The following is a 24,563-nucleotide window of genomic DNA, read 5'->3' on the forward strand; positions in this document are numbered from 1 at the left end:
CGACCCGGGCTACTGTGATGTCCGCCACCTCGAAGTGGTCGCCCGCACGCACCTCGATCCCGGATCGCCCCGCCGCCACAACGCCCGAGTGCGAGAGTGCCGCGGAGGACCGCGGAGGACCGCGCCGGCATACGGCTCGGACGCGCCACATCGGATCGCACCGATCGCGGGCGCCGAGAGGTGAGCTGAACCGACCGTCTGAGGAGCGTCCATGGAAACAAAGGCCACGCCGGAGATCGACTGCGCGTCTGCCACATCGCCCCCACCGACGCCTCGATCCAGGATCTACCCCTGGGTCGTGCTGGCGCTCATCCTCGGACTGATGCTGTCGGACTACATGTCCCGGCAGGTACTCAGTTCGATCTATCCCTTCCTGAAGCAGGAATGGGATCTGTCCGACGCCGAACTGGCCTCCTTCCACAGCGTCGTCGCGCTCATGGTCGGTCTGCTGGCATTACCCTTGTCGATCCTGGCCGACCGGTGGGGTCGCGTGAAGAGCATCGTCCTGATGGCGACCATCTGGAGTGTGGCCACGCTGCTGTGCGCGGTCGCCGCCGGCTACGAACAGATGCTGGCGGCCCGATTCCTGGTCGGTGTGGGAGAGGCGGCATTCGGTAGCGCAGGGATCGCAGTGATCTTCAGCGTCTTCGCTGCACGCCTGCGTGCCTCCCTCAGCGGCGCCTTCTATGCAGCAGGAGCAATGGGCTCGGTGATCGGTGTCGCCCTCGGCGGCACCGTCGCCACCTCCCTGGGCTGGCGGTGGTCGTTCGGCGTCATGGCCGTCATCGGGTTCGTCCTGGCCGGATTGTTCAGCCTCGTGGTCACCGACCGCCGAATAGTGCAACAGCAGAGTCCGGAGGCAGAAGCCCCGCCCGCAGAGTCCGGCACGGACGGATACCGTGCGCCGCTGTCGAGCCTGTTCTCGAGCGTCTCGGTGGTGTGCGCATACGCCACCGCGGGTCTGCAGATGTTCACCGTCGGCGCGCTGACGGCATGGTTGCCGAGCTTCTTCAACCGCTACTACTCTCTCGCGCCCGACCGGGCCGGAGCGGTTGCCGCAGTGTATTTCCTGGCGATCGGCCTCGGAATGCTGGTCGGCGGGATCGCCACCGATCGGATCTGCCGCAACACCCCGGACCGGCGGTGGAGCGTGGCACTCGCCTTGTGTGCAGTTGCAGCACTGCTGTTGATCGTCGGCTTCGGCCTCGAGCCGGGACCGCCGCAACTGGCGCTGCTCGCCGGCGGTGCACTGTGTGCCGCGTCCATCTCCGGAGGCATCACTTCGGTAGTCGCCAGCCTTACCCACCCCAGTCTGCGGGCGTCCGCCTTCGGCACCGTCACCATGTCCAACAGTGTCTTCGGACTTGCCCTCGGACCGTTCGTGGTAGGCCTCGCCGCCGACCGGATCGGCCTCGACGTCTCCCTCCAATGGGCACCACTGGCATACGTGGCCGCCGGGGTGCTCCTGATCATCGGACGGCGGACGTATTCGGCGGGAGTGCAGCGGGTGGAGGCCCTTCGACCGGACACCTCCGTCCGGCCGACGTCCCTCGCAGACCGCACCCGAACACACGGCTCGCACGAATCGTCGTCGAATCGCGTTGACAACGAATCGAATCGGCTCGACAACTGACCAACTGCCCCCTATGCTCCACGTCGGGCCATCGCGCGCCGACCGCACAGGGCGCGCAGCCGTTCCGCCCCTCGGATGTGCACGCACTCCGCCGACCGCAGCGCACTCCGCCGATACGGGCCGCAGACGGCACGCCGGGCCGGCGCCTCCGCCGTGAGGAGAATCGTCGCCCATCGACCCGGAGCATCCGGCCCCGCCCTTCTCGACTCATCGAACCAGGAGAACCACATGCTCAACGGACTCATGATGGATGACTATCAACTGACGATCGCGGCGGTGGCCGAGCGCGCCGAGTACTTCCACCGCAACAAGGAAGTGGTATCTCGACGTCCGGACGGCAGCATCGTACGGTCCACTCTGGGAGCATGTGGCGCACGTGCCCGTCGGCTGGCATCAGCGCTCGCACAACTCGGCGTTGCCGACGGCGACAGGGTAGCCACACTGATGTGGAACCAGATCGAACACATGGAAATGTACCTCGCGGTACCCGCGATGGGCGCGGTGGTCCATACCCTCAATCCGCGCCTGCACCCCGACGAACTGAGCTTCATCGTCGGTGACGCGCAGGACCGGGTGCTCGTGGTGGACGAATCCCTGCTGGACGTATTCGACAAAATCCGAGAAGGACACACCTTCAACCATGTCATCGTCGTCGCCCACGACGAACCGGCGCCCGAGGGAACGCTGAACTACCACGACCTCGTCGACTCGGCGGCCCCGATGCCGTGGCCCTCTGTCGACGAGCATCGAGCTGCCGCAATGTGTTACACGTCTGGGACCACCGGGCGGCCGAAGGGAGTGGTCTACTCCCATCGGGCGTTGGTCCTGCACTCCCTGACCGCAGCGCTTCCCGACACGTTGGGGGTCTCCGCACGCGACACGCTGCTTCCGGTCGTCCCGATGTTCCACGCCAACGCCTGGGGCCTGCCGTATGCCGCGGCACTGATCGGCGCACGACTTGTACTGCCCGGCCGGCAATTGGACCCGTCCAGCGTGCTCGACCTGCTCGCGGACGAGCGGGTCACGATAACGGCAGGTGTACCGACGGTGTGGATGGGAATGCTCGCGGAGCTGGATGCGGATCCGCATCGGTGGGACCTCACCCGGCTCGATCGGCTGATCGTCGGCGGTGCCGCCGTCCCGCGCAGCCTGCTCGAAGGCTTCGACCGCCATGGTCTCACTGTCGTCCAGGCATGGGGAATGACGGAAACCACTCCGCTCGGCAGCATCTGCCGACTGCCCGACGATCTCGACGACAGCAGCCGCGACGAGCAGTACGAGTTCCGATCCCGGCAGGGCATCGCCGTGCCGTTCGTGGAGATCCGTGCCCGCCGGGAAGAGGGCGACCTGATCGACTGGGACGACAAGTCCATGGGAGAACTCGAAGTCCGCGGTCCCTGGGTGGCCGCCGCCTATCACAACGGGTCGGGTGCAGACAGCTTCACCCCTGACGGGTGGTTCCGCACCGGAGACATCGTGCGTATCGATCATCGCGGGTGCATCCGCATCTGCGACCGGGCCAAAGACCTGGTCAAGTCCGGGGGAGAGTGGATCTCCTCGGTCGATCTCGAAAACCACCTGATGGCTCACCCCGCCGTCGCAGAGGCAGCCGTGGTGGCGGTCCCCGACGCGCGGTGGGGCGAGCGACCGCTGGCGGTCCTGGCCCTGCGCGAGGGGAAGTCCGTCGATCCTGACGCCCTCAGAGAGCACCTGTCCACCGAGTTCGCCAAATGGCAGATGCCGGACCGTTTCGAGATCCTTCCGGCCATCCCCCGAACGGCGACCGGAAAGTTCCGGAAAACGGCATTGCGTGAGCAGTTCTCGTGACCGAATGTCACATGGGTTCGATCGAACCGTACCCATGTGACATTCGGCCGGGCAGCGGGCGGCCGGGCAGCCGACCGGCGGGCAGCGGCCGGTCGGTGGGCGGGCGGCCGCGGCTCAGCGCTCGATCCTCGCCCGCAGCAGGAAGGTGTTGTAGTCCGACCACGTCGAGAGCATGAAGTACAGGTCCTCGTCCGTCGACCACGGATGGACGAACCCGCCGTACAGCTCCGGGTGTTGTTCCACGCCGACCAGCCGCGTGCTCTCCGACCACACTCCCTGGGGCGACTCGGCCTCCCGCACGACGATCGCGGCCTTGGCGGTGTCCAGGTACGTCATCTGCCAGCGGTCCGCGGCGGCGTCGTAGCGCACGGACAACTCCCCAGCGGGGCCGTGCACGACCGGCGTCGCCGCAGTGTATCCGCCGGCAGGGGTCCAGTTCCCGTCGCGCCAGTACTGGTAGGCGCCCGGCTCGAGCACCCGGTCCTCGGGCACCCGGGCCAGCGCCACCGAGCCGAGCCGGGTATTGGGGGTGCCGAACAGGTAGACGTATCCGTGTGCCGGCACCGCCGCGGCCACCTGGAAGTTGGTGACGCCGAAGATGTTGTCCCACTTGGCGTACGGATCCTTGGTCCAGGTGGAACCACCGTCGTCCGAGTACGCGATGCCACCGTGGTTGGTCCACCACGTGCCGGGAATGCTGTTCCAGGTCCGGATGGACATGTACGTCAGGTACTGGCGGTCGCCGACCGCGAATCCCGACGTCGGGATCGTGGTGATCTCGACGTTGTCGAGCTTGCGGCTGCCGAGGATCTCGGCGGCATGGCACCGCGAGTCCTGCACCATCGAGTCGAAGCTCATCCCGTCGGCGAGATCACGGTCGGTGGAGAAGGCCAGCACGTTGCTGCGCCAGTCGTCACCCTGCCCGCCCGGCGGATGGAAGCCCTTGCCGACGGTGTCACCGAACGCGACGGCGATCCGGCCGGGCTCCGACTCCCACATGATGCCCAGATCGGTGCCGTACACCTGCCAGCGCTTGTCGGTCCGGGTGACCGATCCGGCGCCCGTCTGCTTGGCGACGGTGGAGACCTCGACGACCCGCGGAGCCGGGAGCGCGGGCGCCTGCGGGGCGGGCTCGATCGGCGGGGTCTCGGGCGCCGGAAGCGGCGGCAGCGGCTCGGCCCCCTCGCCGGGCACCGGGATGCCGAGGTGGAAGGGACTGGGCTTCAGGGCGATCCGGGGAAAGACCGGATCCGGGGTGACCGGCTCGTCGGTCAGGTCCGGGCACGGATCGGCGCACGGGTCGACCGGCAGCGGAGGCGGATCGATCCGCACGGTCTCCGGTTCCGGCGCCGGGTACGGCACGGTGGTGATCACCGGGTACGGCACCGGGATGTCGAGGTCCTTCGGGATCAGCGACTCGTGCTGCCACGTGTCGCTCGCACACGGGCCGCTGCCGGGCACCCCGTCCGTCGCGGGCTCGGCGGGTGCGGCATGCGCCGGCGTCGCCGCCAGCACCGCAGCGAGCAGCGCGATCACCGGCGCCTGCCGTGTCATGGGTTCCCTCCCGTGCGTCACCGTGCCGGACGGCCCGGCGCCGCACAGGAGGGTACCGCCGGCGCGTCCGGGCGGCTTCCCGACGTGGATCTGCGCCTTTATATCCCTCTCTCGGAAAAGTCCGAGAAAGTCGTAGAGTTCCGAATCAACGGAACTCGTCGGGCGTGTACTCGCGGGGCTCCACCAGCACGAGCCAGTTTCCCGAGTTGTCCCGGAACACGGCCTCGACACCGTAGGGACGCTCGGACGGCGGCTGGGTGAACTCGACCCCCTTGGCCGTGAGCTCCTCGTACGTCTTGCGGCAGTCCGTGGTGCGGAGCCCGAAACCGCCCATGGTGCCGTCGGCCAGCGCGCGGCGCACCGCCGCGGCCATGTCCGGGCCCAGGGGTGGGCCGGGTACCATCAGCGTCACCTCGAGTTCCGGGTGGTCCGGGTGCGCGACGGTCACCCAGCGGAAGCCCTCACCCATCGCCACGTCCGCGGTCTCCACGAACCCCAGCGTGTCGACATAGAACTTCTTCGCCTCGTCTTGATCGGTGACATAGAGGGTGAACAGGGAGATGTTGGTGATCACAGCGTGTCCTCCGGGTCGATGGTGCGGCACGCCTCGACCGTAGATCGACGGGAACGGTGCGGGCTTCTCCCAAATTGCGCAGTTCGACGGCGGTCGCTCAGACCGTGCATGAACACCCAGCAGCCCGGGATGCGGGGCGCACCGGACTCGGCGAACGTGGCCTGATACTCGGTGGGAGTGACGCCGACCAGCTGACGGAACCGGGTGCTGAACGACCCGAGGCTGCTGTACCCGACGAGATGACAGATCTCCGTCACGGTCAGGTTCGTCGCGCGCAGCAGGTCCTGCGCCCGCTCGATGCGTCGTTCGGTGAGGTGAACCCCGGGCGTCCTGCCGTACACGGCGGTGAAGCAGCGCAGGAAGTGATACTTCGAGACCCCCGCGGCGGCGGCGAGCCCGGCGAGGTCGAGAGGTTGCGCGTATTCCCGGTCCGCGAGATCGCGGGCGCGGCGCAGGTGCGGCAGAAGCTCCTCGGGCACGCGGCGCGGCATGCGCCCAGTATCGCAAGGCCCCGCTCGACAGGAATTTCTGTCCATATCTAGGAGACGTCGTAGAGATCGCGATTTCGCCTCGACCGTGCGAGGCAGGGCCGTCGCACGGAATCGCCCGAACCGGACAAACCGGCCGGAAACGCGGTGGGGGACCGGGCAACCCGCGCATCCGGCCCCGAAGACAACGATTGTGTAACGTATCCGGGAGGTTCCTGTCCCGACAAGCGGAGGTGATCGTCCGTGCTGCTGTCCGAAGTCCGTGCCCGGCCCGGGTACTCCCTGCTCGTGGGGGTGGGGCTGATGGCCTCGGCGATCGTGGTCGGTGTCCACCTCGAGAACGCCGTCACCGGATACCTCATGGACCTGTCCGTCTTCCGCGACGCGGGGTGGGCATTCCTGCACCACACCCCCCTCTACACCGAGGGCTTCCACACCAACTCGGGATTCCGGTTCATCTATCCGCCGTTCGCGGCGTTCCTCTTCGCCCCGCTCCCCCTGCTCAACGCGACGTTGATGCAGGTGCTGTGGACCGCGGGATTGATCGGCCTGGTGTGGTGGGTGCTGAAGGTCTCGCTCGACCGCATGGACGTCCGTCGCACGAACGTGGTCGCGACCGCCGCGCTGGGCGTGGCGCTCTGGCTCGAACCCATCCGGTCCAACTTCCTGTTCGGGCAGATCAACATCATCCTCATGGCCCTGGTCGTCGCCGACGTCCTCGGTGTGATCCCGCAGCGGTTCCGCGGCGTCGGGATCGCGCTCGCCGCCGCGATCAAGGTGACCCCCGCCGCGTTCGGTGTGCTGTTCCTGCTCCGTCGGGACATGCCGTCCGCGGTGCGCGCCTTCGGTGCGTTCCTCGCCGTCGCAGGCTTCGCGTACTGGCTGCGCCCGGAATCCTCCGTGTACTTCTGGACCACCGAAGCCTGGGCCACCGACCGGGCCGGCGACCAGGACTTCTTCCGCAATCAGGCGCTCAGCGGCCTGCTCGCCCGGCTCGGCCTCGAGGGCCACGCGTACACCGCGGCGTGGCTCGCGGGCGTCGCGCTCGTCGTCGGAGCGGCGCTCTGGGCCGCCCACCGCTTCACCCGGGCCGGCGAGCACGTCGTCGCCCTCGGGGTGATCGCGCTGGCGACCCTGCTCGCGGCTCCCATCGCAGTCACGCACCACTGGGCATACAGCGTGCTGCTCGTCGCGGTCGCGCTGGCTCCCCGGTACCGCTCGTGGTGGCCCGTGCTGCTGCCGGCCACGCTGGTCTTCCTCGTCGGACCCAACTACCTGCTCGAGGACACCTCGACGCACGGCTGGGTCGAGTCGGCCATCCAGCAGACCCTCGGCAACGCGCAGTGCGTCACCGGTCTCGCGGTGCTCGTCGCCGCGGTCGTCGCGGCACGTTCCCGCCGCCCCGACGCGGTCCCGGCGCCGGTCGGCGCTCGCACCGCTCAGCTCCAGAACGCCCCGGCCAGGACGTAGATCGCGGTTCCGGCCACGGTGCTCAGCGCCGCGCTGCGCCGCCACAGGTGCACCGCGACGGTTCCCGCCAGGCCCAGCACCGCCGGTAGCCACGTCGCCGGCCCGACGTCGCGCAGGGTGTACATCACCAGGATGACCATCACGCCGGCCGGCATCGCGGCGCCGAGGTACCCCACCACGTCCGACTCCCGCAGCCGGGCGAGCGCGGCGAACGGCGCCGCCCGCAGGCCCACGGTGACGAGGAACATCGCGATCAGGGCAGCGACGACGTAGCCGGCGTCCGGTACCGGCTCAGGCACGGGCCACCTTGTTGCGGTAGACGAACCGCACCAGCAGGCACGCGACGAACAGTCCCAGCGAGATCACCAGCATGCCGTCCTTCGACACGGCCGCCCCGACGAGGCCGCACACCACCGCGAGAGCCGAGGCCGGCAGGTCCCGCCCGAGGCGGAAGGCGTCGAGCGCGAGCACGGCGAACAACGCGGTGAGGGCGAATTCCAGGCCCGACAGCCCCGCCGGCAGCGCCGCGCCGATCAGGGCGCCGGCGGTCCCGGAGGCGACCCACAGCAGCTGGCAGGTCGCCGCGACCGTCAGCATCCGCGGGCCGGTCAGCTCGTCGCGGTGCTTGGTGGCGACGATGGCATAGGTCTCGTCCGTGAGGGCGTAGACACCGTACGCCCGGCCGAGCCGGCTGCGGATCTTCTCCAGGGGGAACGACAGCCCGTAGAACACGTGCCGGAAGTTCACGAGCAGGGTCGCCGCGGCGATCGACGCCACCGGCGTCACCGCACCGATCAGGCCGACGGCGAGGAACTCCATCGAGCCCGCGTAGATCACCGTCGAGAAGACGGGCGCCCACCACCAGTCGAAGCCCGCCTGCGTGAGCACGACCCCGAACGCGAGGCCGAGCGGGATCAGGCCGAGACCGACCGCCCAGGAGTCGCGGACACCCGTGCGGATCTCGGGGAGACGGCTACCGGACACGGCTCCAGGCTATGGGGTGCCCTGTTCGACGGCCGCACCAGGACTCTGCGTTCTTCCTCCGAGAACCCGCCCCAGATTCCGTGCCGTTCCCCGGCCTCGAGCGCGTGCCGGAGACACTGCGTCCGCACAGGACAGGATTGGCAGATCCGCTTCGCGGCACGAACCCGGTCGGTGCGCGCCTCACCCCGTTCGTTGTCCGGATGGAAGAACGTCGCGGCATCGGCGTCCCGGCAGGCGGCGTGCAGCTGCCAGTCCCAGGACTCCGTGATCGCCGGGGGCAAGGTCAACAGCTTGGGCGCGGGCATGATTCTCCCTTCTCTGGGCGGCTTCGCCGGTGCGTCCTCGAGGCGGTGGGGGCCGCCCGAGGGACTCACGTGCGGCGGAGGCGCCGGATGGTGCGGACGAGGGTGTCGGTGGAGGTGTCGCCGGTGTCCGGGTCCGCCGCGCCGGTCAGGGCCGGTGCCAGGGCCAGGGCCTGGGTCTTGCCGAGTTCGACGCCCCACTGGTCGAACGAGTCGATGCCCCAGATCACGCCCTGGACGAAGGTCTGATGCTCGTACAACGCGATCAACTGGCCCAGCGTCGCCGGGGTCAACGCCGGGGCGAGCAGGGTGGTCGAGGGCCGGTTGCCGGGCATCACCTTGTGCGCCACCAACCCCGGGTCGGTGCCGTCGGCGGCGACCTCGGCCGCGGTGCGCCCGAACGCGAGCACCTTGGCCTGGGCGAGCATGTTCGCCAGCAGGATCTGGTGCATGCTGCCGGTCCCGTCCCGGGTGGGCAGGTCCTCGCACGCGGCGGCGAACCCGACGAAATCGGCCGGGATAAGCCGGGTGCCCTGGTGCAGCAACTGGTAGAACGCGTGCTGCCCGTTGGTGCCCGGCTCGCCCCAGAAGATCTCCCCGGTCTCGTGGTCCACCGCCGTCCCGTCCCGCCGCACGCTCTTGCCGTTCGACTCCATGGTCAGCTGCTGCAGATACGCCGGCAGCCGGGCCAGGTCCTGACTGTAGGGCAGCACCGCCCGCGACTGCGCCCCCAGCACCGACGCGTACCACACCCCCAGCAGCCCGAGCAGCACCGGCGCGTTCGCCTCCAGCGGGGCGGTGGCGAAGTGCTCGTCCACGGTGTGCATCCCGGCGAGGAACTCGGCGAAGCGCACCGGGCCGATCGCGCACATCACCGCCAGCCCGATCGCCGAGCCCACCGAGTACCGCCCGCCCACCCAGTCCCAGAACCCGAACATGTTCGCCGGGTCGATGCCGAACTCGGCGACCTTGCTCGCGTGGGTGGACACCGCCACGAAATGCGCCGCGACGGCGTCCTCGCCGAGCGCGGCGACCAGCCAGCGCCGCGCGGCGGTGGCGTTGGTGAGGGTTTCGACGGTGGTGAACGTCTTCGACGCCACCACGAACAGCGTGGTGGCCGGGTCCAGCCCGGTCAGCTGCGCGGTCAGATCCGCCGGGTCGATGTTGGCGACGAACCGCACCGCCGGGCCGTCGGCGTAGTGCCGCAACGCCCGCGCCACCATCGCCGGACCCAGATCCGAGCCGCCGATCCCGAGGTTCACCACCGTGGCGATCGGCTCGCCGGTGGCGCCGCGCCAGGTGCCCGAGCGGACCTTCTCGGCGAAGCCGGCCATCGCGTCGAGCACGGTGTGCACCTCGGCGACCACGTCGGTGCCGTCCACGGTCAGCGTCGCCGACCGCGGCAGCCGCAGCGCGGTGTGCAGCACCGCCCGGTCCTCGGTGGTGTTGATCCGGTCCCCGGCGAACATCGCATCGCGGCGGGCCTCGAGCCCACACGCCCGGGCCAGCTCCAGCAGCAACCCCACCGTGGTGTCGGTGATCCGATGCTTGCTGTAGTCGATGTACCACTCCCCGACGGTCAGCGAGAACCGCTGCGCCCGCCCCGGATCCGCCGCGAACAACTCCCGCAGATCCACCGCCTCGAGCTCGCCGCGATGGGCGGCCAGCGCCCGCCACGGCGCCGTGCCGGTGAGTGTAGTTGTGGCCGTGTTCATTCGGACTTTCCTTCCTCAGGCCAGCGCCCGCAGGCGGGGAGCGAGATCCTTCTCGAACAGGTCGAGGAAGCGCCGCTGATCGTGTCCCGGCGCGTGGAACACCAGATGGTTCAGCCCCGCGTCGACATACGCCGCGACCTTCTCCACCGCCTCGTCCGGATCCGACGCCACGATCCACCGCTTGGCCACCTGTTCGATCGGCAGCGCATCGGCCGCCGCCTCCATCTGCACCGGATCGTCGATGCTGTGCTTCTGCTCCGCCGTCAGCGACAACGGCGCCCAGAACCGGGTGTTCTCCAGCGCCCGCTCCGGATCGGTGTCGTAGGAGATCTTGATCTCGATCATCTTGTCGATCGCCCCGGCGTCCCGCCCGGCCTTGCCCGCACCCTCGGCCACCGCCGGCAACAACTTCCCGGTGTAGAGCTCCATCCCCTTACCCGAGGTGCAGATGAACCCGTCCCCCGCCCGGCCCGCATACCGCGCCACCACCGGACCCCCCGCCGCGATGTACACCGGGATCCCGCCCTCGGGCACGTCGTAGATCGACGCCCCCTTCGTGGTGTAGTACTCCCCGTCGAAGTCGACCCGCTCCCCGGTCCACAGCTCGCGCATCAGGGCCACCGACTCCCGCAACCGCGCGAACCGCTCCTTGAACTCCGGCCACACCCCCGCATACCCGGTGGCGATCTCGTTGAGCGCCTCCCCGGTGCCGACCCCGAGCATCACCCGCCCCGGATACAGGCACCCCATCGTCGCGAACGCCTGCGCGATCACCGCCGGGTTGTACCGGAACGTCGGGGTCAGCACCGAGGTCCCCAACTGCAACCGCGAGGTACGCTCACCCACCGCGGTCATCCACGCCAACGAGAACGGCGCATGCCCCCCGTTGTGCCGCCACGGCTGGAAATGATCCGACACCGTCGCCGAATCCATCCCGTGTTCCTCCGCCAGCACCGCCAGCTCCACCAGCTCCCGCGGCCCGAACTGCTCCGCCGACGCCTTGTACCCCAACTTCAGACCCTGCGACACCACGAACTCCTCGTCGTCGGAACCTCGGAAACGACGGCAGGACGCGCCGCGGCACGCAGCCGCGAGTGCGCGTCCTGCCGTTGCCGTTTCCCGTTACTTGATGGCGAAACCGCGATAGCCTTCGGCCGCGACGTCGTCGCAGATCTCGCGGTAGGTGTTGAGCCCACCGACGTAGGACATGATCACCCGCGGCTTGCCCGGCACGTTGGCGCCCGTGTACCACGAGTTGCCCTCGGGGTAGAGCGTGCCCTTCGCCAGTTCGTTGTTGAGCTCGGTCCAATCGTGCGTATACGGCTCGAGCGCCTCGAACCGGCGGGCGCCGCGCTGCTCGAGACGTTCGATGCAGTCGGCGGTCCACTCCACGTGCTGCTCGATCGCGCACACCACGTTGGTGAGCACGTTCGGGCTTCCGGGACCGGTGAGCATGAACATGTTCGGGAACCCGTCGACCGCGATCCCGAGGTACGTGACGGGTCCGTCCTGCCACTTCTCCCGCAGCGTCTCGCCGCCGACACCGGAGATGTCCATCTTCAGCAGCGGACCGGTGATCGCGTCGAACCCCGTGGCGAGGATCACCGCGTCGAGTTCGTGCTCCGTTCCCCCGGCCCGGATGCCCTTGTCCGTGAACTCCTCGAGCGGCGCTTCGCGGAGGGAGACGAGCTCGACGTTCTCCCGATTGAAGGTCTGGAAGTAGTTGGTGTCGAGCGTGATCCGCTTGGCACCCAGCGGGTAGGTCCGCGGTGACAGGTGTTCGGCGAGCTCGGGGTCCTGCACCACCGCGCGGATCTTGCTGCGGAAGAACTCGGCGATGGTCTCGTTGGCCTCCCGGTTGGTGAACAGGTCGGGGTAGGCGGCGATGAGGTCGATCGCCCGGTGCCGGTTCCACCGCTCCTCGTAGACCGCCCACCGCTCCTCGGGGGAGTGGTCGAGCGCGCCGACCTCGAGGGTGTCGGTGTACTGGCCCGACGGTGTGGTCTTCGAGGTCGCCTTGAAAGTCTCGATGTTCTCCTTGAACTCCCGCTTCTCGTCCTCGGTGAGGGGGCGGTTGCCGCAGTCGAGGCTGAACGCCGGAGTCCGCTGGAACACGGTCAGTTTCTCGGCCTGCTCGGCGACGAGCGGGATCACCTGGACGCCGGACGAACCGGTGCCGATCACCCCGACCCGCTTGCCGGTGAAGTCGACGCCCTCGCGTGGCCAGTCGGCCGTGTGGTACGTCGCACCGCGGAAGTTGTTCAGGCCCGGGAAGTCCGGCGTCTGCGACGTGGACAGACAGCCGACCGCGGTCACGAAGTACTTGGCGACGGCGACGTCACCGGAGTCGGTGGTGATCGTCCATCGGTCGGTGTGGTCGTCGAACCGGGCCGAGTCGACCCGGGTCCGGAACCGGAAGTGCTTCTTCACGTCGAGTCTGTCGGCGGCGAAGTTCAGGTAGCGCAGGATCTCCGGCTGGGCGGGATAGCGCTCGGTCCACTCCCACTCGTCGATCAGCTCGGGCGAGAAGGTGTAGGCGTATTCCATGCTGATGCAGTCGCATCGAGCGCCGGGATAGCGGTTCCAGAACCAGGTGCCGCCCACACCGTCGGCGGCCTCGAAGGCGCGGACCGTCAGCCCCATCTCCCGCAGCCGGTGCACCATGTAGATGCCGGAGAAGCCGGCACCGACCACGATCGCGTCGAACTCCTCGGCGGTGTTCTCGGTACCCATGCCGTTCTCCGTCCGATCGGTACCCATGCCGTTCTCCGTCCGATCGGGGCTCATCGGGCGATGTCCGCGCCGGCGAGCACGTCCTCGACCGCCTCGACGACGTAGTCCATGCCGTCCTTCGCGCCCGGCAGGATGTTCACGAACTGGAAGAATCCGTGCATCTGCCCGGTGAACACCTTCTCGCGCAGTGGCACTCCGGCCGAGCGGAGCGCCTGCGCGTACTTGCGGCCCTCGTCGTGCAGGACGTCGTGCTCGGCGATCAGCACCGCGGCCGGGGCGACACCATCGAACGATTTCGCGTTGATCGGGGCGACCTCCCAGCGGGTGCGGTCCTTCGCCTCGGGCACGTACAGGTCCCAGAACCACACCATTGCGTCCCGGGTGAGCATGAGCTCGTTCGCGGGGTCGAGGTAACTGGGTGTGTCGAAGTCGCAGTCGATGACGGGGTAGGCGAGGAACTGCAGGGCGAGTTCGGGACCGTTCTCCCGGGCGGCGCGCTGCGCGACCACCGCGGCGAGGTTGCCGCCGGCACTGTCACCGCCCACGATCAGCGGGGCGTCCGCGGCCGCGTAGGTGGCGCGGTTCGCCGCGAGCCACTGCACCGCGGTCCACGCGTCGTCGGCGGCGGACGGGAACACGTGCTCGGGAGCGAGCCGGTAGTCGACGAGGGCGACGACGCAGCCGGTGCGCTCGGCGAGCTGACGGCCGAGCGTGTCGTACCCGTCGAGGCTCCCGACCACCCAGCCCCCACCGTGCAGGTAGGCGATGACGCCGCGGGCGTTGTCGGTCGGCACCAGGAGCCGGATCGGCAGCTGGTGACCGTCCGGAGTCGGCACGGTGCGGTTTTCCACCCGGGTCATCTCCGGGCCGTCGCCGTAGAGCGGCGTGAAGCCTTCGCTCATCGCGCGGGCCTCCTGCGGGGCCATCTCGTGCAGGGGCGGACCGCCTGCCTTCGCCATCTCGGCAAGAAACGCGGTGGTGGCCGGGTCGAGGGCCATGGCATCTCCTTCGTGTGCGGCATGGGTTTCGACAGACGTCGACGACTCCCGATCGGATGCGCAGAGTCGGCGCCCAGCGAGTGATGCACATCACCATAACCATACGCATGATTATTTGCAATACCGGCGCGCTAGGGCCTTTATCTATGCGCATGATTGGTCTAGCTTGGAAGCGAGAGTTCCGGGGGCATCTCCCCGCATCTACTACGGAAGGCCACCGACCATGACTGCCGGAAACCAGGACACCGCGCTGCAGAGCCCCATCGACACCGTCGTCTCCGACCGTGCCTTCCTCGAGTGCCCCCGCTGGCACGACGGACGGGTGTGGGTCTCGGATCTCTATCGGCACGAGGTGATCTCGATCGGCGCCGACGGTGCGGTGACCGTCGAGGCCACCCTCCCCGGCGACGAGCCGTCCGGCCTCGGCTGGCTGCCCGACGGCCGCCTGCTGATCACCGCGATGGAGTCCGGGCGGATCATGCGCCGCGAGCACGACGGCGAGATCGTCGTCCACGCCGACCTCTCGTCGGTCGCCACCGGCAAACTCAACGACATGGTGGTCGCCGAGGACGGCACCGCGTACGTGGGCAGTTTCGGCTTCGAGTTCAAGCGCGACACCCCGATCGCGCCGGCCAACCTGATCCGTATCGCGCCCGACGGGTCCTTCACCGTCGAGGCCTCGGATCTCCGCTTCCCCAACGGCATGGTGATCACCCCCACCGGCACGCTGATCGTCGCGGAAAGCATGGGCAACAAGCTGACTGCGTTCGACATCGGTTCCGACGGCCGGCTCGGCGGGCAGCGCACCTGGGCCGCGTTCGGTCCGGACCTGCCCACCGACTCCGTCAAGGCCGCGATGAGCGCCGCGGCGGTCGCGCCGGACGGCATCTGCCTCGACAGCGACGGTGCGGTGTGGGTCGCCGACGCCCTCAACCGGCGGGTCATCCGCGTCGAGGAGGGTGGCGCGATCACCGGCGAGGTCGTGTTCCCGACCGGGGTGTTCGCGTGCATGCTCGGCGGCCCGGAGGGCAACACCCTCTACGCCTGCGCCGCGCCGAACTCCTCGGAGGCCGCCCGTCGTCACACGCGCGACGCGAGCCTGCTCGCCACCCGCGTCGGCGCCACCCACGGCGGTCGCCCGTAGGACGGCCCCCAGGACATGGGAAAGGGCGGCGATTCGTCGAATCGCCGCCCTTCCCTGTTGTTCGGCTCGATCAGTACGGCGCGTACGCCGCCGCGGAGGCCGGCTGGTCCAGCACGCGGTCCACGGTGATGCGCTTGCGTTCGATGAGCAGTGTCCCTTCACGCTCGGCGAACGTGTCGGCGTAGCGCCCGTACAGCCGCTGCGTGCCCTCGGGGCCGGCCACCGTGGCCTCGAAGTACGCGTCGACCCGCACCCGGCCGTCGCCCTCGTCGGACACACGGACGTTGGTGATCGCGTGGCGGGAGAACTCCGCGCCGGACTCGGCGAAGGCACGGTAGACGCCGAGGAACTCCTCCGGGCCCGCATCCTCCTTGCCGTTCTGGGTGATCGAGACGTCGTCGGTGATCAGCGCGCGCAGGGCGTCGAGGTCGCCCTCGTCCACGGCGGTCGCGTACGCGTACATCACGTCCTCCGCGCGGCGCGCGAGATCGGGAGAAACCGCAGTCATATCGGGTCCTTCGCTTTCGTCGTGGGTCAGGGAAGCTGGATCAGCTTGGTTTCGAAGAACGCGTCGAAGCCCTCGATGCCGCCCTCGCGGCCGAGACCGGACTGCTTGTAGCCGCCGAAGGGCTGCACGACGCACATCGCGTAGCCGTTGACGGAGATCTGGCCGGTGCGCACCCGTCGCGCGATGCTCTGGGCCAGCTCTTCGTCCTTCGCGTAGACGGAGCCGGAGAGGCCGTAGTCCGAGTCGTTGGCGATGGCGACGGCCCCGTCGATCGAATCGAACGGAATGACCACCAGCACAGGCCCGAAGATCTCCTCCTGCGCGATGCGCATGTCGTTGGAGACGTCCGCGAACAGGGTCGGTTCGACGTACCACCCGCGGTCGAGGTGGGCGGGCTTCCCGCCACCGGTCACCAGACGGGCACCCTCCTTCTTGCCGATCTCGATGTAGTCGAGCACCCGCGTCTGCTGACGCTCGGCGGCCAGGGGGCCGAGGACAGTGTCCTCGTCACGGGGATCACCGACCTTCACGCTCTCCATCACCGCCTTGATCGCCTCGACGACCTCCTCCTGGCGCTCGCGCGGGACGATGATGCGGGTGAGGGCGGCGCAGACCTGCCCCGAGTGACCGATGCCGCCGAACACCATGCCGGGCAGGAAGGTGTCCAGGTCGATGTCGTCGGCGATGATCGCGGCAGACTTGCCGCCCAGCTCGAGGGTGACCCGCTTGATCCGCTCGGCGGCCCGGCTCATGACGACGCGGCCGGCCGCCGTGCTGCCGGTGAAGCTGATCTTGTCGACGTCCGGGTGGCTGACGAGGTAGTCACCCACCTCCCGTCCTGCCGGCACGACGCTGATGACGCCTTCGGGCAGACCGGCGGCGTCGAGCGCCTCGGCCAGCATCATCATCGTGACGGGGCCCTCCGGGGCCGGCTTGAGCACCACCGTGCAGCCCGCGGCGAGTGCGGGCGAGATCTTCAGCGAGCCGGTCGCAACCGGACCGTTCCACGGGACCACGACCGCGACGACACCGATGGGCTCACGCACGATCTTGCCGTGCCCGCCCTTCCAGGTGCGCTCCTCCTCGAACGCGAAGCGCTCGTGGAACGTGGCCGCGTCGTCCCACATGTCGACGGCGTTCTGGTGGAACAGAGTGGAAACCGCTGCGGGGGCGCCCAGTTCGAGGGTGAAGGCCTCGGCCATCTCGGGGATGCGCTTCTTCACCTCGTTCCCGACGCGCACGAGGATCTCCGCCCGCTCGGCGGGCGTCATCCGCGGCCAGGGACCTTCGTCGAACGCCTTGCGCGCCGCCGCGACGGCGCGGTCCATGTCCGCCTCGCGCGCCTCGGGCACGGTCGCGATGACCTCGCCGTTGATCGGGGAGATCACCTCGATCACCGCGTCGCTGGACGGCTCGACCCACGATCCGCCGATGAACAGCTTGTCGTAGCTCTTCAGCTGGATGGGAGTGGCTGTGGTCATGCTGTGTTCCTCCACTCGACCGCGGACTCTCGCCACGGCGACTCGCTGGATGGGATGGGAGTACTACTTCGCTGCCGGGGCCGGCGCCTGCAGGGGCGCCGACAGATCCCGGATCTCGTCCGGATCCACGACGACACGGCGGTCGATCGCCATGCGGGCCTGCACCATGTGCCGGGGAGAATCGACGCTCAGGTGCGCGGTGAGCTGCCCGGCGGCATCGAACCAGGCCGCACCCCACTTGCCGTCCGCACCCTCGCGGAACACCATATCGTCGGATTCGCTTCTGTGTCCGACGAATTGGATTTTGTGTCCGAACTGGTCGCTCCAGAAGTACGGGACCGGGTCGAAGACGGGCGGCGACTGCGGTCGCAGGAGCGCGCCGGCGACCGTCGCCGGCCCGGTGCGCGCCTCGTCCCAGTGTTCACCCCCGAGTCGCGTCCCGAACCGGGGCGACCAGCGCATCGCGACGTCTCCGACGGCGAACACCGCCGGGTCGGCGGTTCGCAGCGACTCGTCGACGACGACCCCGCGATCGATCTCGAGTCCCGATCCGGTCAGCCAGCCCACGTCGGGCCGCACTCCGATACCGGTGACGACGACGTCCGCCGGCAATGCGGTGCCGTCGTCCAGTGTCAGCCCGTCTGTCGTGACCTCGCCGACGCCGGTGCCGCAGCGCAGATCGACTCCGTCCCACCACGATCGCAGCCGTTCGGCGACCTGCGCGCCCAGCGGACCCGCGAGCGGCCGGGACCCGGCTTCCACGCAGGTGACCGAGCAGCCGAGAGACAGTGCGGTCGTGGCGATCTCGGCGTTGATCCAGCCGGCACCGACGAGAACGACGCGGGCTCCCGGGCGCAGCTCGGCACGGAGATGCTCGGCGTCCGCGGCGGTGCGGAGCACGAGTTGCCGGCCCGCCCCGGGCAGCGCGACCGGGGCCGCCCCGGTCGCGACGACCAGCGCGTCGTAGGAATGCTCGCCGGCATCGGTGTGCACCGTCCGGGCTGCAGTGTCGAGCGCCCGGGCCCGGACACCGAGGCGCAGTTCGACGCCGAGCGCCGCGTAGTCGACGTCGAACGTGGTGTCCTGCGCCTCGAGGAGTGCGGACTTGCTCAGCGGCGGGCGGTCGTACGGCGGGGTGGGCTCGGAACAGATCAGCTCGAGCTCGCCGTCGAAACCTTCGGCGCGCAACGCCTCACACGTGCGGAGCCCGGCGAGGCCGCCGCCGACGACGACGATTCTTCGGCCGTTGAACACGGCGTTCCCCTGTCCTGTCGATGAATCGGATGGTGCGGTGGGTGCGCTCGGTACAACTCAGTACAAGGTGTAGTCCGACAGCACGCGCGGGCCCGGCGTGTAGGTGGCCGGGATCCGCTGCCAGCCCATGTTGGTGCCCTGATGCGGGTATCGCTCGAGCGCGGAGAAGTCCACCTCGTAGTCGGGCATCCGCTCGAGAATCTGGGTGATGAGCGTCTTGGACATGTAGCGGCCGAGATGCGATCCGGCGCAACGGTGTACGCCGATTCCGAATGCGGTGTGCCGGTTCGGCCACCGTTCGATGTCGATCTCGTCCGGGTTGTCGAAGAGCTTCTCGTCGCGATTGGCCGACGACCAGGACAGCAGCACCCGATCGCCCTTCTTCATGGGGCAGCCCTGGAACTCGGTGTCCTTGGTGACGGTCCGGGCGAGCGCCTGAGTGGGCGAGAAGTACCGCAGGAACTCCTCGACGGCGTGGTCCATCAGGCTCGGATCGTCGATGAGCCGCTGCCGCACGGCCGGGTGCTCGGCGAGCCACACCAGCGCCTGGCTCACCAGGGACGCGGTGGTACCGACACCGCCGGCGAGCAGCAGATCGACGATCGAGTACATCTCGAAGTCGTTGAGCGGACGACCGTCGACCTCCTGCTGCACGAGGTAGCTGATGATGTCGTCGGTGGGGTTCTCGCGACGGGCCCGGATGGTCTCGCGCATGCGGTCGCCCAGGTACGGGAAGTCGACCTCCATCGCGTGGCGGTAGTCGTCACTTCCCAGAATGCCGGCGAGCGCCTGGTGGTGCGCGTGGGAATAGCGCTTCCAGTCGGCGAGGTCGAGACCGAGCCAGTCCACCGTCACGATGGAGGGAACCGAGATGACCGAGGTGAGGTCACACTGCCCGTCCTCGATCACGCTGTCGATGAACCCGGCGGTGTGGCGGTCGACGAGCGCCTTCATCCGCTCGACGGCCGCGGGCGCGGTGATCGGGTTGACGATCTTGCGGTACTTGCGGAACTCCGGGGGATCGAGCTCGATGGGGATGTGGAAGTGCATCGGCGTCTTCGGGATGACGACCGAAAGACCCTCTCCCCCATATTCGTTGCGCGCGGACGAGAACGTCTCGTCGTCACGGGCGGCCTCGAAGACCGAGTCGTAGTCGCTGAGCACCCAGTACCCGCCGTGCGCCTCCGTCCAGGCGACTCGCTCGTTCTGGCGGACCTTGCGGTACGAGGCGACCGGATCGGCAGAGTGCTCCTGCGAATTGTGGTCGAAGTTGATGACGGGGCAACGATTGCGGCTGTCCATCGCGTGGACCCTCCTGCGTCGGATCGGGCATCTCCTGCTAATGGTTATAACAGATGATATAGTAGTGTAGATCACACCGCCAGCCCGGCTATCAAATCAAATGTTCAACGAGCTGGCATCCTCGATATCCGGATGACGGAAGGAGCGACCGATGAAGGTTGTTGTCGACGAGAACCACTGCCAGGGCCACGGGCTGTGCTTCATGACCTCCCCGCAGGTCTTCGCACTGCGCGAGGAGGACGGCCACGCGTACGTCCTGCCCGGGGGCGACGACCCGGCCAACGAGCACGCCGCACGCGAGGCCGCCGCGTCCTGCCCCGAGCGTGCGATCTCCGTCGTCACCGAGTGACGACGCCTTCCGAGCGGCCGGCACACGACGGAGGAAGGGGCCCCGGGTTCGACCCGGGGCCCCTTCCTCCGTGTGCGGCCGTGCGCCTCAGCCCAGGGCGCGGTCCCACTGGATGACCTGTTCGAGCAGGTCGGGGTACTTGCGCTGCGCGTACCTCCGGTAGGCGTTGATGTGGTCGCGCATGCGTTCCTCGGATCCGATCGGGTCCCCCTGCGAGAGCGACTCGTAGATCTGGGTGTGCGCGACGATGATCGCCTCGCGCCGGTGCGGTGGGTAGTCGATCCCGATCGCAGTGCCGTCCATGATTCCGAGCAGCGAATCGACCATGTACCCGAACAGCGGATTACCCGAGGACCAGGCGATCAGATCGTGGAAGTTCTTGTTCGCCTCGAGGAACTCGTGCTGGTCGCCGAGCGAGCCGTGCATCCGGTCGATGGTCTCCTTGAGCTCGACCAGTGTCTCCCCGCTGATGCGCTGGGCAGCCAGGCGGCTGATCATCGGCTCGAGGGCGGTGCGCGCCTCGATGATGACACTGAACGGCGCGTCCTTGAGCTGCATGAGAAGGATGAGCGAACTCGCGAGGTGGGACGCATCGGGATCCAGTATCACCGGCCCGCCCCGGGGGCCGGGCTTGAGGGCGATCACCCCCTGAAACTCCAACAGCCGCAGGGCTTCCCGCAGCGTGCCGCGGCCGATCTCGTACTTCTCGAGCATGACCCGCTCCGACGGCAGCAGATCGCCCGCCGCCAGGTTCTGCCTGGTCGCGTCCCTGATGATGTGCTGCGCCACCACCATGGCAGCTTTCGGCGCCCGTCCTGTGATCATCGCGCCTTCTCCTCCCGAGAGCACCTGCCGGTTCGGGAACTCTGTCCGGATCGGACACTCCCCCACTTCCCGACGGGCCAAAATAATGCTAACGATTATAACGTACAGTTCGTGTCTTGGCTCCTTACCGGCGAAGAGACACTCCCGCCGGCCCCGCCCCTCCCACACCCCGCCTCTCTCGTACCCCGCCGAGCCGAACCGTGAACCTCGACCGAAGGAGTTCCCATGAGCAGCCCCACCTCCACCACCACGAGCGTCGTTCTCGAATCCGTCGACTCCAGCCTGTGGATCCGGCTCAACCGGCCCGAGCGCCGCAACGCCTTCGACGCCGAGATGTGCGCTGTCATGGTCGACGCGCTCCACGAGGCCACCGAGTACCGCTCGGTGGTCATCACCGGATCGGGGGGAAGCTTCTGCGCCGGCGGCTCGCTCGGCCAGCTCAGCCAGCCCACCGTCAAGGAATTGCGGGGTCTCTACCGTTCATCGCTCGAACTCTTCGACGCGATCCGCACCTGCCCCCGCCCGGTCGTCGCGGCCGTCAACGGTGCCGCGGCAGGTGGCGGCAACGAACTGGTGGTGGCCTGCGATCTCGCCGTCGCCGCCCGCTCGGCGACATTCGGTCAGACGGGTCCCCGCGTCGGCAGCTCTCCGGTCAGCGGCGCCACGAACGTGATGGGAGTCCAGATCGGCGAGAAGCGCGCCAAGGAACTGTCGCTGCTGTGCCGGCGCTACCCGGCGGAGCGCGCCTACGAGATGGGACTGGTGAACGAGGTGGTCGACGACGAGCTTCTCGAGGAATCCGTCCGCTCGCTGTGCCGCGAGTTCGAGGCCCTGAGCCCGCGCTACCTCGAGATCACCAAGGTCAGCTCGAACATCTGGTGGAACTCCGCCCGGGACTCGTTCAGCAACGGGCTCGGCATGCTCGTCCAGGCGATCGGCAGCGCCGACATGATCGAGGGTGCGCAGGCCTTCCTGGAAAAGCGTAAGCCGCAGTTCCCGCCCGCCGAATAGGCACACGTTCGATAATGGTGCACATCAATGTGCACAATCGCGTGCACAATGAGTACAGTGCACAATTCGGATCGTCCGGGGAAGTTGCCCGCCCGATCCGCCGACACGGCGAGCACCCGCTGCGCCGTGACAGCCTCCGCTTCCCGGAAGTCAGGAGGCCACGAGGCTAAGGAGGTTCCGTGGCTGCAATGTCGAGAGGCCCGAAGACATCGCTGGTGGTCGCCCAGCAGATCGTCCGGGATACGGCGCGAAAAGGTCTGCAGCCCGGGGACCTGCTGCCCCCGGAGAAGGCGATGCTCGAGGAGTACCAGATCGGCCGCGGCACCCTCCGTGAGGGACTGCGGCTGCTCGAGTTCCAGGGGATGATCGCCCTCAAGCCGGGGCCCAAGGGCGGTCCCGTCCTCCTCGATCCGGACGCGTCCCATCTGGCGAGCACCATCATCCTGCTGATGCAGCTCCAGAACGCCTCGCTCAGCACGATCGTGGAGGCCCGCACCGCCCTCGAGCCCGTCATCTGCCGCCTGGCCGCCGAGCGGATCAGCGACGAGAACCTGCTCGAGCTCAAGCAGTCCGTCGACCGCATGCAGCAGTCGTTCGACACGGCGGACATCGACACGTTCCTCGAGACGAACAAGCAGTTCCACGACGTCATCGCCTGGTCCACCGGCAACGCGCTCTTCGGCTACCTGACGGACGCGCTGCTGCGGATCACCGGCGGCACGGTGATGGGCGTCGACCACCCCGCCCCGCTGCGGGAGACGACCCTCAAGGCGCACATCCAGATTTACGAGGCGCTGCATTCGCACGACGCGGACCTGTCCGAGGACCGGATGCGCGACCACATCAACGAATACGTCCGGTACGCCGAGCGCAAGTTCCCCGAACTCCTGAGCCAGGTCCTGCCCTGGAACCAGGCGCTCGGCGGCTGAACACCACTGTCGCCGCCGTCCGGCGACACGGACCCCGCGGGCCCGCACCGAGCATCGTCTCGGCGCGGGCCCGCCGGGTTTCCGGGCCGATTCGCGACCGGCGGCCCGGTTCCCGAGGTCCGGCGAACTCCGACGACACCGCTATTGCTTATATCCATGCATATGGTTATGGTGATAGCGATCACATGCATGCATAGCGATCAACACCGTCGAGCCCGTGCCGGCGCCCTACGCCGGCCGCCGCTCGCGCCTTCACCCCCGTTCGTCACGAGGAGAAGCCATGAAGACCATCGGAGCGCTGCTGTGGGAGCCGGGAACCCGGTCCGGTTGGAGCGTCGAGGAAATCGAGATCGATCCCCCGAAGAGCCGGGAGGTGCGGGTCAAGCTCGCCGCCTCCGGCATCTGCCACAGCGACGACCACGTCGACACCGGCGACATCCCCCTCGACTGGGCGCCGATCATCGGCGGGCACGAAGGTGCGGGCGTGATCGAGGAGCTCGGCCCCGACGTCACCGGCTTCGAGGTCGGCGACCACGTCGTCCTGTCCTTCCTGCCGTCCTGTGGCCACTGCAAGATGTGCACCATCGGCCGTTCCAACATGTGCGAGATGGGCGCCGGCGTGCTCGGCGGCTTCGCCCCCGACGGCACCCACCGCGTCCACGCCCGGGGCCAGGGCGTCGGCCCGTTCTCCTACCTCGGCACCTTCTCCCCGTACGTCGTGGTCAACATCGACTCGTGCGTCAAGATCGGCAAGGACATCCCGCTCGACAAGGCCGCACTGATCGGCTGCGGCGTCCCCACCGGCTGGGGCTCGTCCGTCTACGCGGCCGACATCCAGCTCGGGGACACCGTCGTCGTCATCGGCACCGGCGGTGTGGGCATGAACGCGGTCCAGGGCGCCCGGCACAAGGGCGCCAAGAACATCGTCACGATCGACCCCGTCGAGTACAAGCGCGACCAGGCCAAGATCTTCGGTGCCACCCACACCACCGAGAACTTCGAACAGTGCCGAGAGGTCGTCGACCAGCTCACCGAGGGGCAGGGCGCCGACGTCGTCATCATCACCGTCGACATCGCCTACGGGCACCTGCTCAACCCGGCGCAGGAGATGACCCGCCGCGGCGGCACCCTGGTGCTCACCGCCGCCGCTCCCGTCACCCAGCGCGACGTGCCGTTCGACCTGTTCACCTTCGCGATGTCGGGCAAGCGCCTGCAGGGCACCCTGTACGGCACCACGACGGCGCGCCGCGACATCCCGCTCATCGCCGACATGTACCGCCGTGGCGAGTTCAAGCTCGACGAGCTGGTCACCAAGACCTACAAGCTCGAGGACATCAACACCGCGTTCAAGGATCTCCGCGAGGGCAAGAACATTCGCGGCGTCATCATGTACGACGACTAGATCGGCACACGCGATTCCCCGGGAGTGTTCGCGCCCGGCGCACGGGCCGGGACGGGGGTCCACACTCCGTCCCGGCCCGA

The 24,563-nt window shown here is 68.5% G+C and carries 23 protein-coding genes; 8 read left to right on the forward strand and 15 right to left on the reverse strand.

Annotated features, from left to right (window positions below):
• Positions 1–211 precede the first annotated feature (211 nt).
• The gene (locus HFP48_RS25310) at positions 212–1,633 is read left to right on the forward strand and encodes an MFS transporter (protein ID WP_050036056.1); all 1,422 of its coding nucleotides are present in this window, start codon (positions 212–214) and stop codon (positions 1,631–1,633) included.
• 228 nt (positions 1,634–1,861) lie between these two features.
• The gene (locus HFP48_RS25315) at positions 1,862–3,460 is read left to right on the forward strand and encodes a long-chain fatty acid--CoA ligase (RefSeq protein ID WP_168580249.1); all 1,599 of its coding nucleotides are present in this window, start codon (positions 1,862–1,864) and stop codon (positions 3,458–3,460) included.
• Positions 3,461–3,574: 114 nt separating this feature from the next.
• Here the strand turns inward: HFP48_RS25315 and HFP48_RS25320 are convergent, their stop codons facing one another.
• The 3 genes from HFP48_RS25320 to HFP48_RS25330 all read right to left on the reverse strand — a co-directional run bounded on the left by HFP48_RS25320 (position 3,575) and on the right by HFP48_RS25330 (position 6,079).
• Positions 3,575–5,014, reverse strand: a complete 1,440-nt coding sequence (locus tag HFP48_RS25320) for a DUF4185 domain-containing protein (protein ID WP_050036058.1) — start codon at positions 5,012–5,014, stop codon at positions 3,575–3,577.
• 145 nt (positions 5,015–5,159) lie between these two features.
• Positions 5,160–5,588, reverse strand: a complete 429-nt coding sequence (locus tag HFP48_RS25325) for a VOC family protein (protein ID WP_006940919.1) — start codon at positions 5,586–5,588, stop codon at positions 5,160–5,162.
• Positions 5,585–6,079 (reverse strand): AraC family transcriptional regulator, encoded by a 495-nt coding sequence (locus tag HFP48_RS25330; protein ID WP_168580250.1) that lies wholly within the window; start codon positions 6,077–6,079, stop codon positions 5,585–5,587. The genes HFP48_RS25325 and HFP48_RS25330 overlap by 4 nt, the downstream gene beginning before the upstream one ends.
• Positions 6,080–6,319: 240 nt before the next feature.
• Here HFP48_RS25330 and HFP48_RS25335 point away from each other — a divergent pair, with 240 nt between their 5' ends.
• A complete protein-coding gene (locus HFP48_RS25335) occupies positions 6,320–7,546 on the forward strand; it encodes a glycosyltransferase 87 family protein (protein WP_168580251.1) in 1,227 nt (408 codons plus the stop codon).
• On the opposite strand, the gene HFP48_RS25340 is transcribed toward HFP48_RS25335, so the two are convergent.
• From HFP48_RS25340 to HFP48_RS25370, 7 genes are all read right to left on the reverse strand, one after another.
• Entirely contained in the window at positions 7,516–7,845 is a 330-nt protein-coding gene (locus tag HFP48_RS25340; protein WP_168580252.1) for an AzlD domain-containing protein, read from the reverse strand. The genes HFP48_RS25335 and HFP48_RS25340 overlap by 31 nt on opposite strands.
• Entirely contained in the window at positions 7,838–8,530 is a 693-nt protein-coding gene (locus HFP48_RS25345; RefSeq protein ID WP_006940908.1) for an AzlC family ABC transporter permease, read from the reverse strand. Before HFP48_RS25345 ends, HFP48_RS25340 begins: the two co-directional genes overlap by 8 nt.
• Complete coding sequence (locus tag HFP48_RS25350) at positions 8,461–8,835, reverse strand: WhiB family transcriptional regulator (RefSeq protein WP_037201217.1); 375 nt, start codon at positions 8,833–8,835, stop codon at positions 8,461–8,463. The genes HFP48_RS25345 and HFP48_RS25350 overlap by 70 nt, the downstream gene beginning before the upstream one ends.
• 65 nt (positions 8,836–8,900) lie before the next feature.
• Positions 8,901–10,547, reverse strand: a complete 1,647-nt coding sequence (gene pgi, locus HFP48_RS25355) for a glucose-6-phosphate isomerase (RefSeq protein WP_168580253.1) — start codon at positions 10,545–10,547, stop codon at positions 8,901–8,903.
• A gap of 15 nt (positions 10,548–10,562) precedes the next feature.
• Entirely contained in the window at positions 10,563–11,576 is a 1,014-nt protein-coding gene (fgd, locus tag HFP48_RS25360; RefSeq protein ID WP_168580254.1) for a glucose-6-phosphate dehydrogenase (coenzyme-F420), read from the reverse strand.
• A gap of 93 nt (positions 11,577–11,669) precedes the next feature.
• Complete coding sequence (locus tag HFP48_RS25365) at positions 11,670–13,280, reverse strand: NAD(P)/FAD-dependent oxidoreductase (RefSeq protein WP_029546532.1); 1,611 nt, start codon at positions 13,278–13,280, stop codon at positions 11,670–11,672.
• Between the two features lie 50 nt (positions 13,281–13,330).
• Positions 13,331–14,278 (reverse strand): alpha/beta hydrolase, encoded by a 948-nt coding sequence (locus tag HFP48_RS25370; protein WP_029546533.1) that lies wholly within the window; start codon positions 14,276–14,278, stop codon positions 13,331–13,333.
• Positions 14,279–14,501: 223 nt separating this feature from the next.
• Here HFP48_RS25370 and HFP48_RS25375 point away from each other — a divergent pair, with 223 nt between their 5' ends.
• Entirely contained in the window at positions 14,502–15,422 is a 921-nt protein-coding gene (locus HFP48_RS25375) for an SMP-30/gluconolactonase/LRE family protein (RefSeq protein ID WP_168580255.1), read from the forward strand.
• Positions 15,423–15,492: 70 nt separating this feature from the next.
• Here HFP48_RS25375 and HFP48_RS25380 read toward each other — a convergent pair whose 3' ends face one another.
• The 4 genes from HFP48_RS25380 to HFP48_RS25395 all read right to left on the reverse strand — a co-directional run bounded on the left by HFP48_RS25380 (position 15,493) and on the right by HFP48_RS25395 (position 19,967).
• Positions 15,493–15,930 (reverse strand): nuclear transport factor 2 family protein, encoded by a 438-nt coding sequence (locus HFP48_RS25380; RefSeq protein ID WP_029546535.1) that lies wholly within the window; start codon positions 15,928–15,930, stop codon positions 15,493–15,495.
• 26 nt (positions 15,931–15,956) lie between these two features.
• Positions 15,957–17,411, reverse strand: a complete 1,455-nt coding sequence (locus HFP48_RS25385) for an aldehyde dehydrogenase (protein WP_168580256.1) — start codon at positions 17,409–17,411, stop codon at positions 15,957–15,959.
• A 63-nt stretch (positions 17,412–17,474) separates the two neighbouring features.
• On the reverse strand, positions 17,475–18,665 hold the full coding sequence (locus tag HFP48_RS25390) for an FAD-dependent oxidoreductase (RefSeq protein WP_043801208.1): 1,191 nt from the start codon (positions 18,663–18,665) through the stop codon (positions 17,475–17,477).
• A 57-nt stretch (positions 18,666–18,722) separates the two neighbouring features.
• Complete coding sequence (locus HFP48_RS25395; protein WP_168580257.1) at positions 18,723–19,967, reverse strand: cytochrome P450; 1,245 nt, start codon at positions 19,965–19,967, stop codon at positions 18,723–18,725.
• Between the two features lie 151 nt (positions 19,968–20,118).
• Here HFP48_RS25395 and HFP48_RS25400 point away from each other — a divergent pair, with 151 nt between their 5' ends.
• On the forward strand, positions 20,119–20,316 hold the full coding sequence (locus HFP48_RS25400; RefSeq protein WP_003938422.1) for a ferredoxin: 198 nt from the start codon (positions 20,119–20,121) through the stop codon (positions 20,314–20,316).
• A gap of 87 nt (positions 20,317–20,403) precedes the next feature.
• Here the strand turns inward: HFP48_RS25400 and HFP48_RS25405 are convergent, their stop codons facing one another.
• Entirely contained in the window at positions 20,404–21,141 is a 738-nt protein-coding gene (locus HFP48_RS25405) for an FCD domain-containing protein (RefSeq protein WP_029546537.1), read from the reverse strand.
• Between the two features lie 225 nt (positions 21,142–21,366).
• Between HFP48_RS25405 and HFP48_RS25410 the strand changes: the two genes are divergently transcribed.
• The 3 genes from HFP48_RS25410 to HFP48_RS25420 all read left to right on the forward strand — a co-directional run bounded on the left by HFP48_RS25410 (position 21,367) and on the right by HFP48_RS25420 (position 24,483).
• A complete protein-coding gene (locus HFP48_RS25410) occupies positions 21,367–22,152 on the forward strand; it encodes an enoyl-CoA hydratase/isomerase family protein (protein WP_006934075.1) in 786 nt (261 codons plus the stop codon).
• A gap of 188 nt (positions 22,153–22,340) precedes the next feature.
• The gene (locus HFP48_RS25415; RefSeq protein WP_029546538.1) at positions 22,341–23,081 is read left to right on the forward strand and encodes an FCD domain-containing protein; all 741 of its coding nucleotides are present in this window, start codon (positions 22,341–22,343) and stop codon (positions 23,079–23,081) included.
• Positions 23,082–23,361: 280 nt separating this feature from the next.
• Positions 23,362–24,483, forward strand: coding sequence for an NDMA-dependent alcohol dehydrogenase (locus HFP48_RS25420; protein ID WP_006934078.1), 1,122 nt, complete (start codon positions 23,362–23,364; stop codon positions 24,481–24,483).
• Positions 24,484–24,563 lie beyond the last annotated feature (80 nt).

This window comes from Rhodococcus sp. DMU1, assembly GCF_012272955.1.
Taxonomy (GTDB): Bacteria; Actinomycetota; Actinomycetes; order Mycobacteriales; family Mycobacteriaceae; genus Rhodococcus; species Rhodococcus aetherivorans.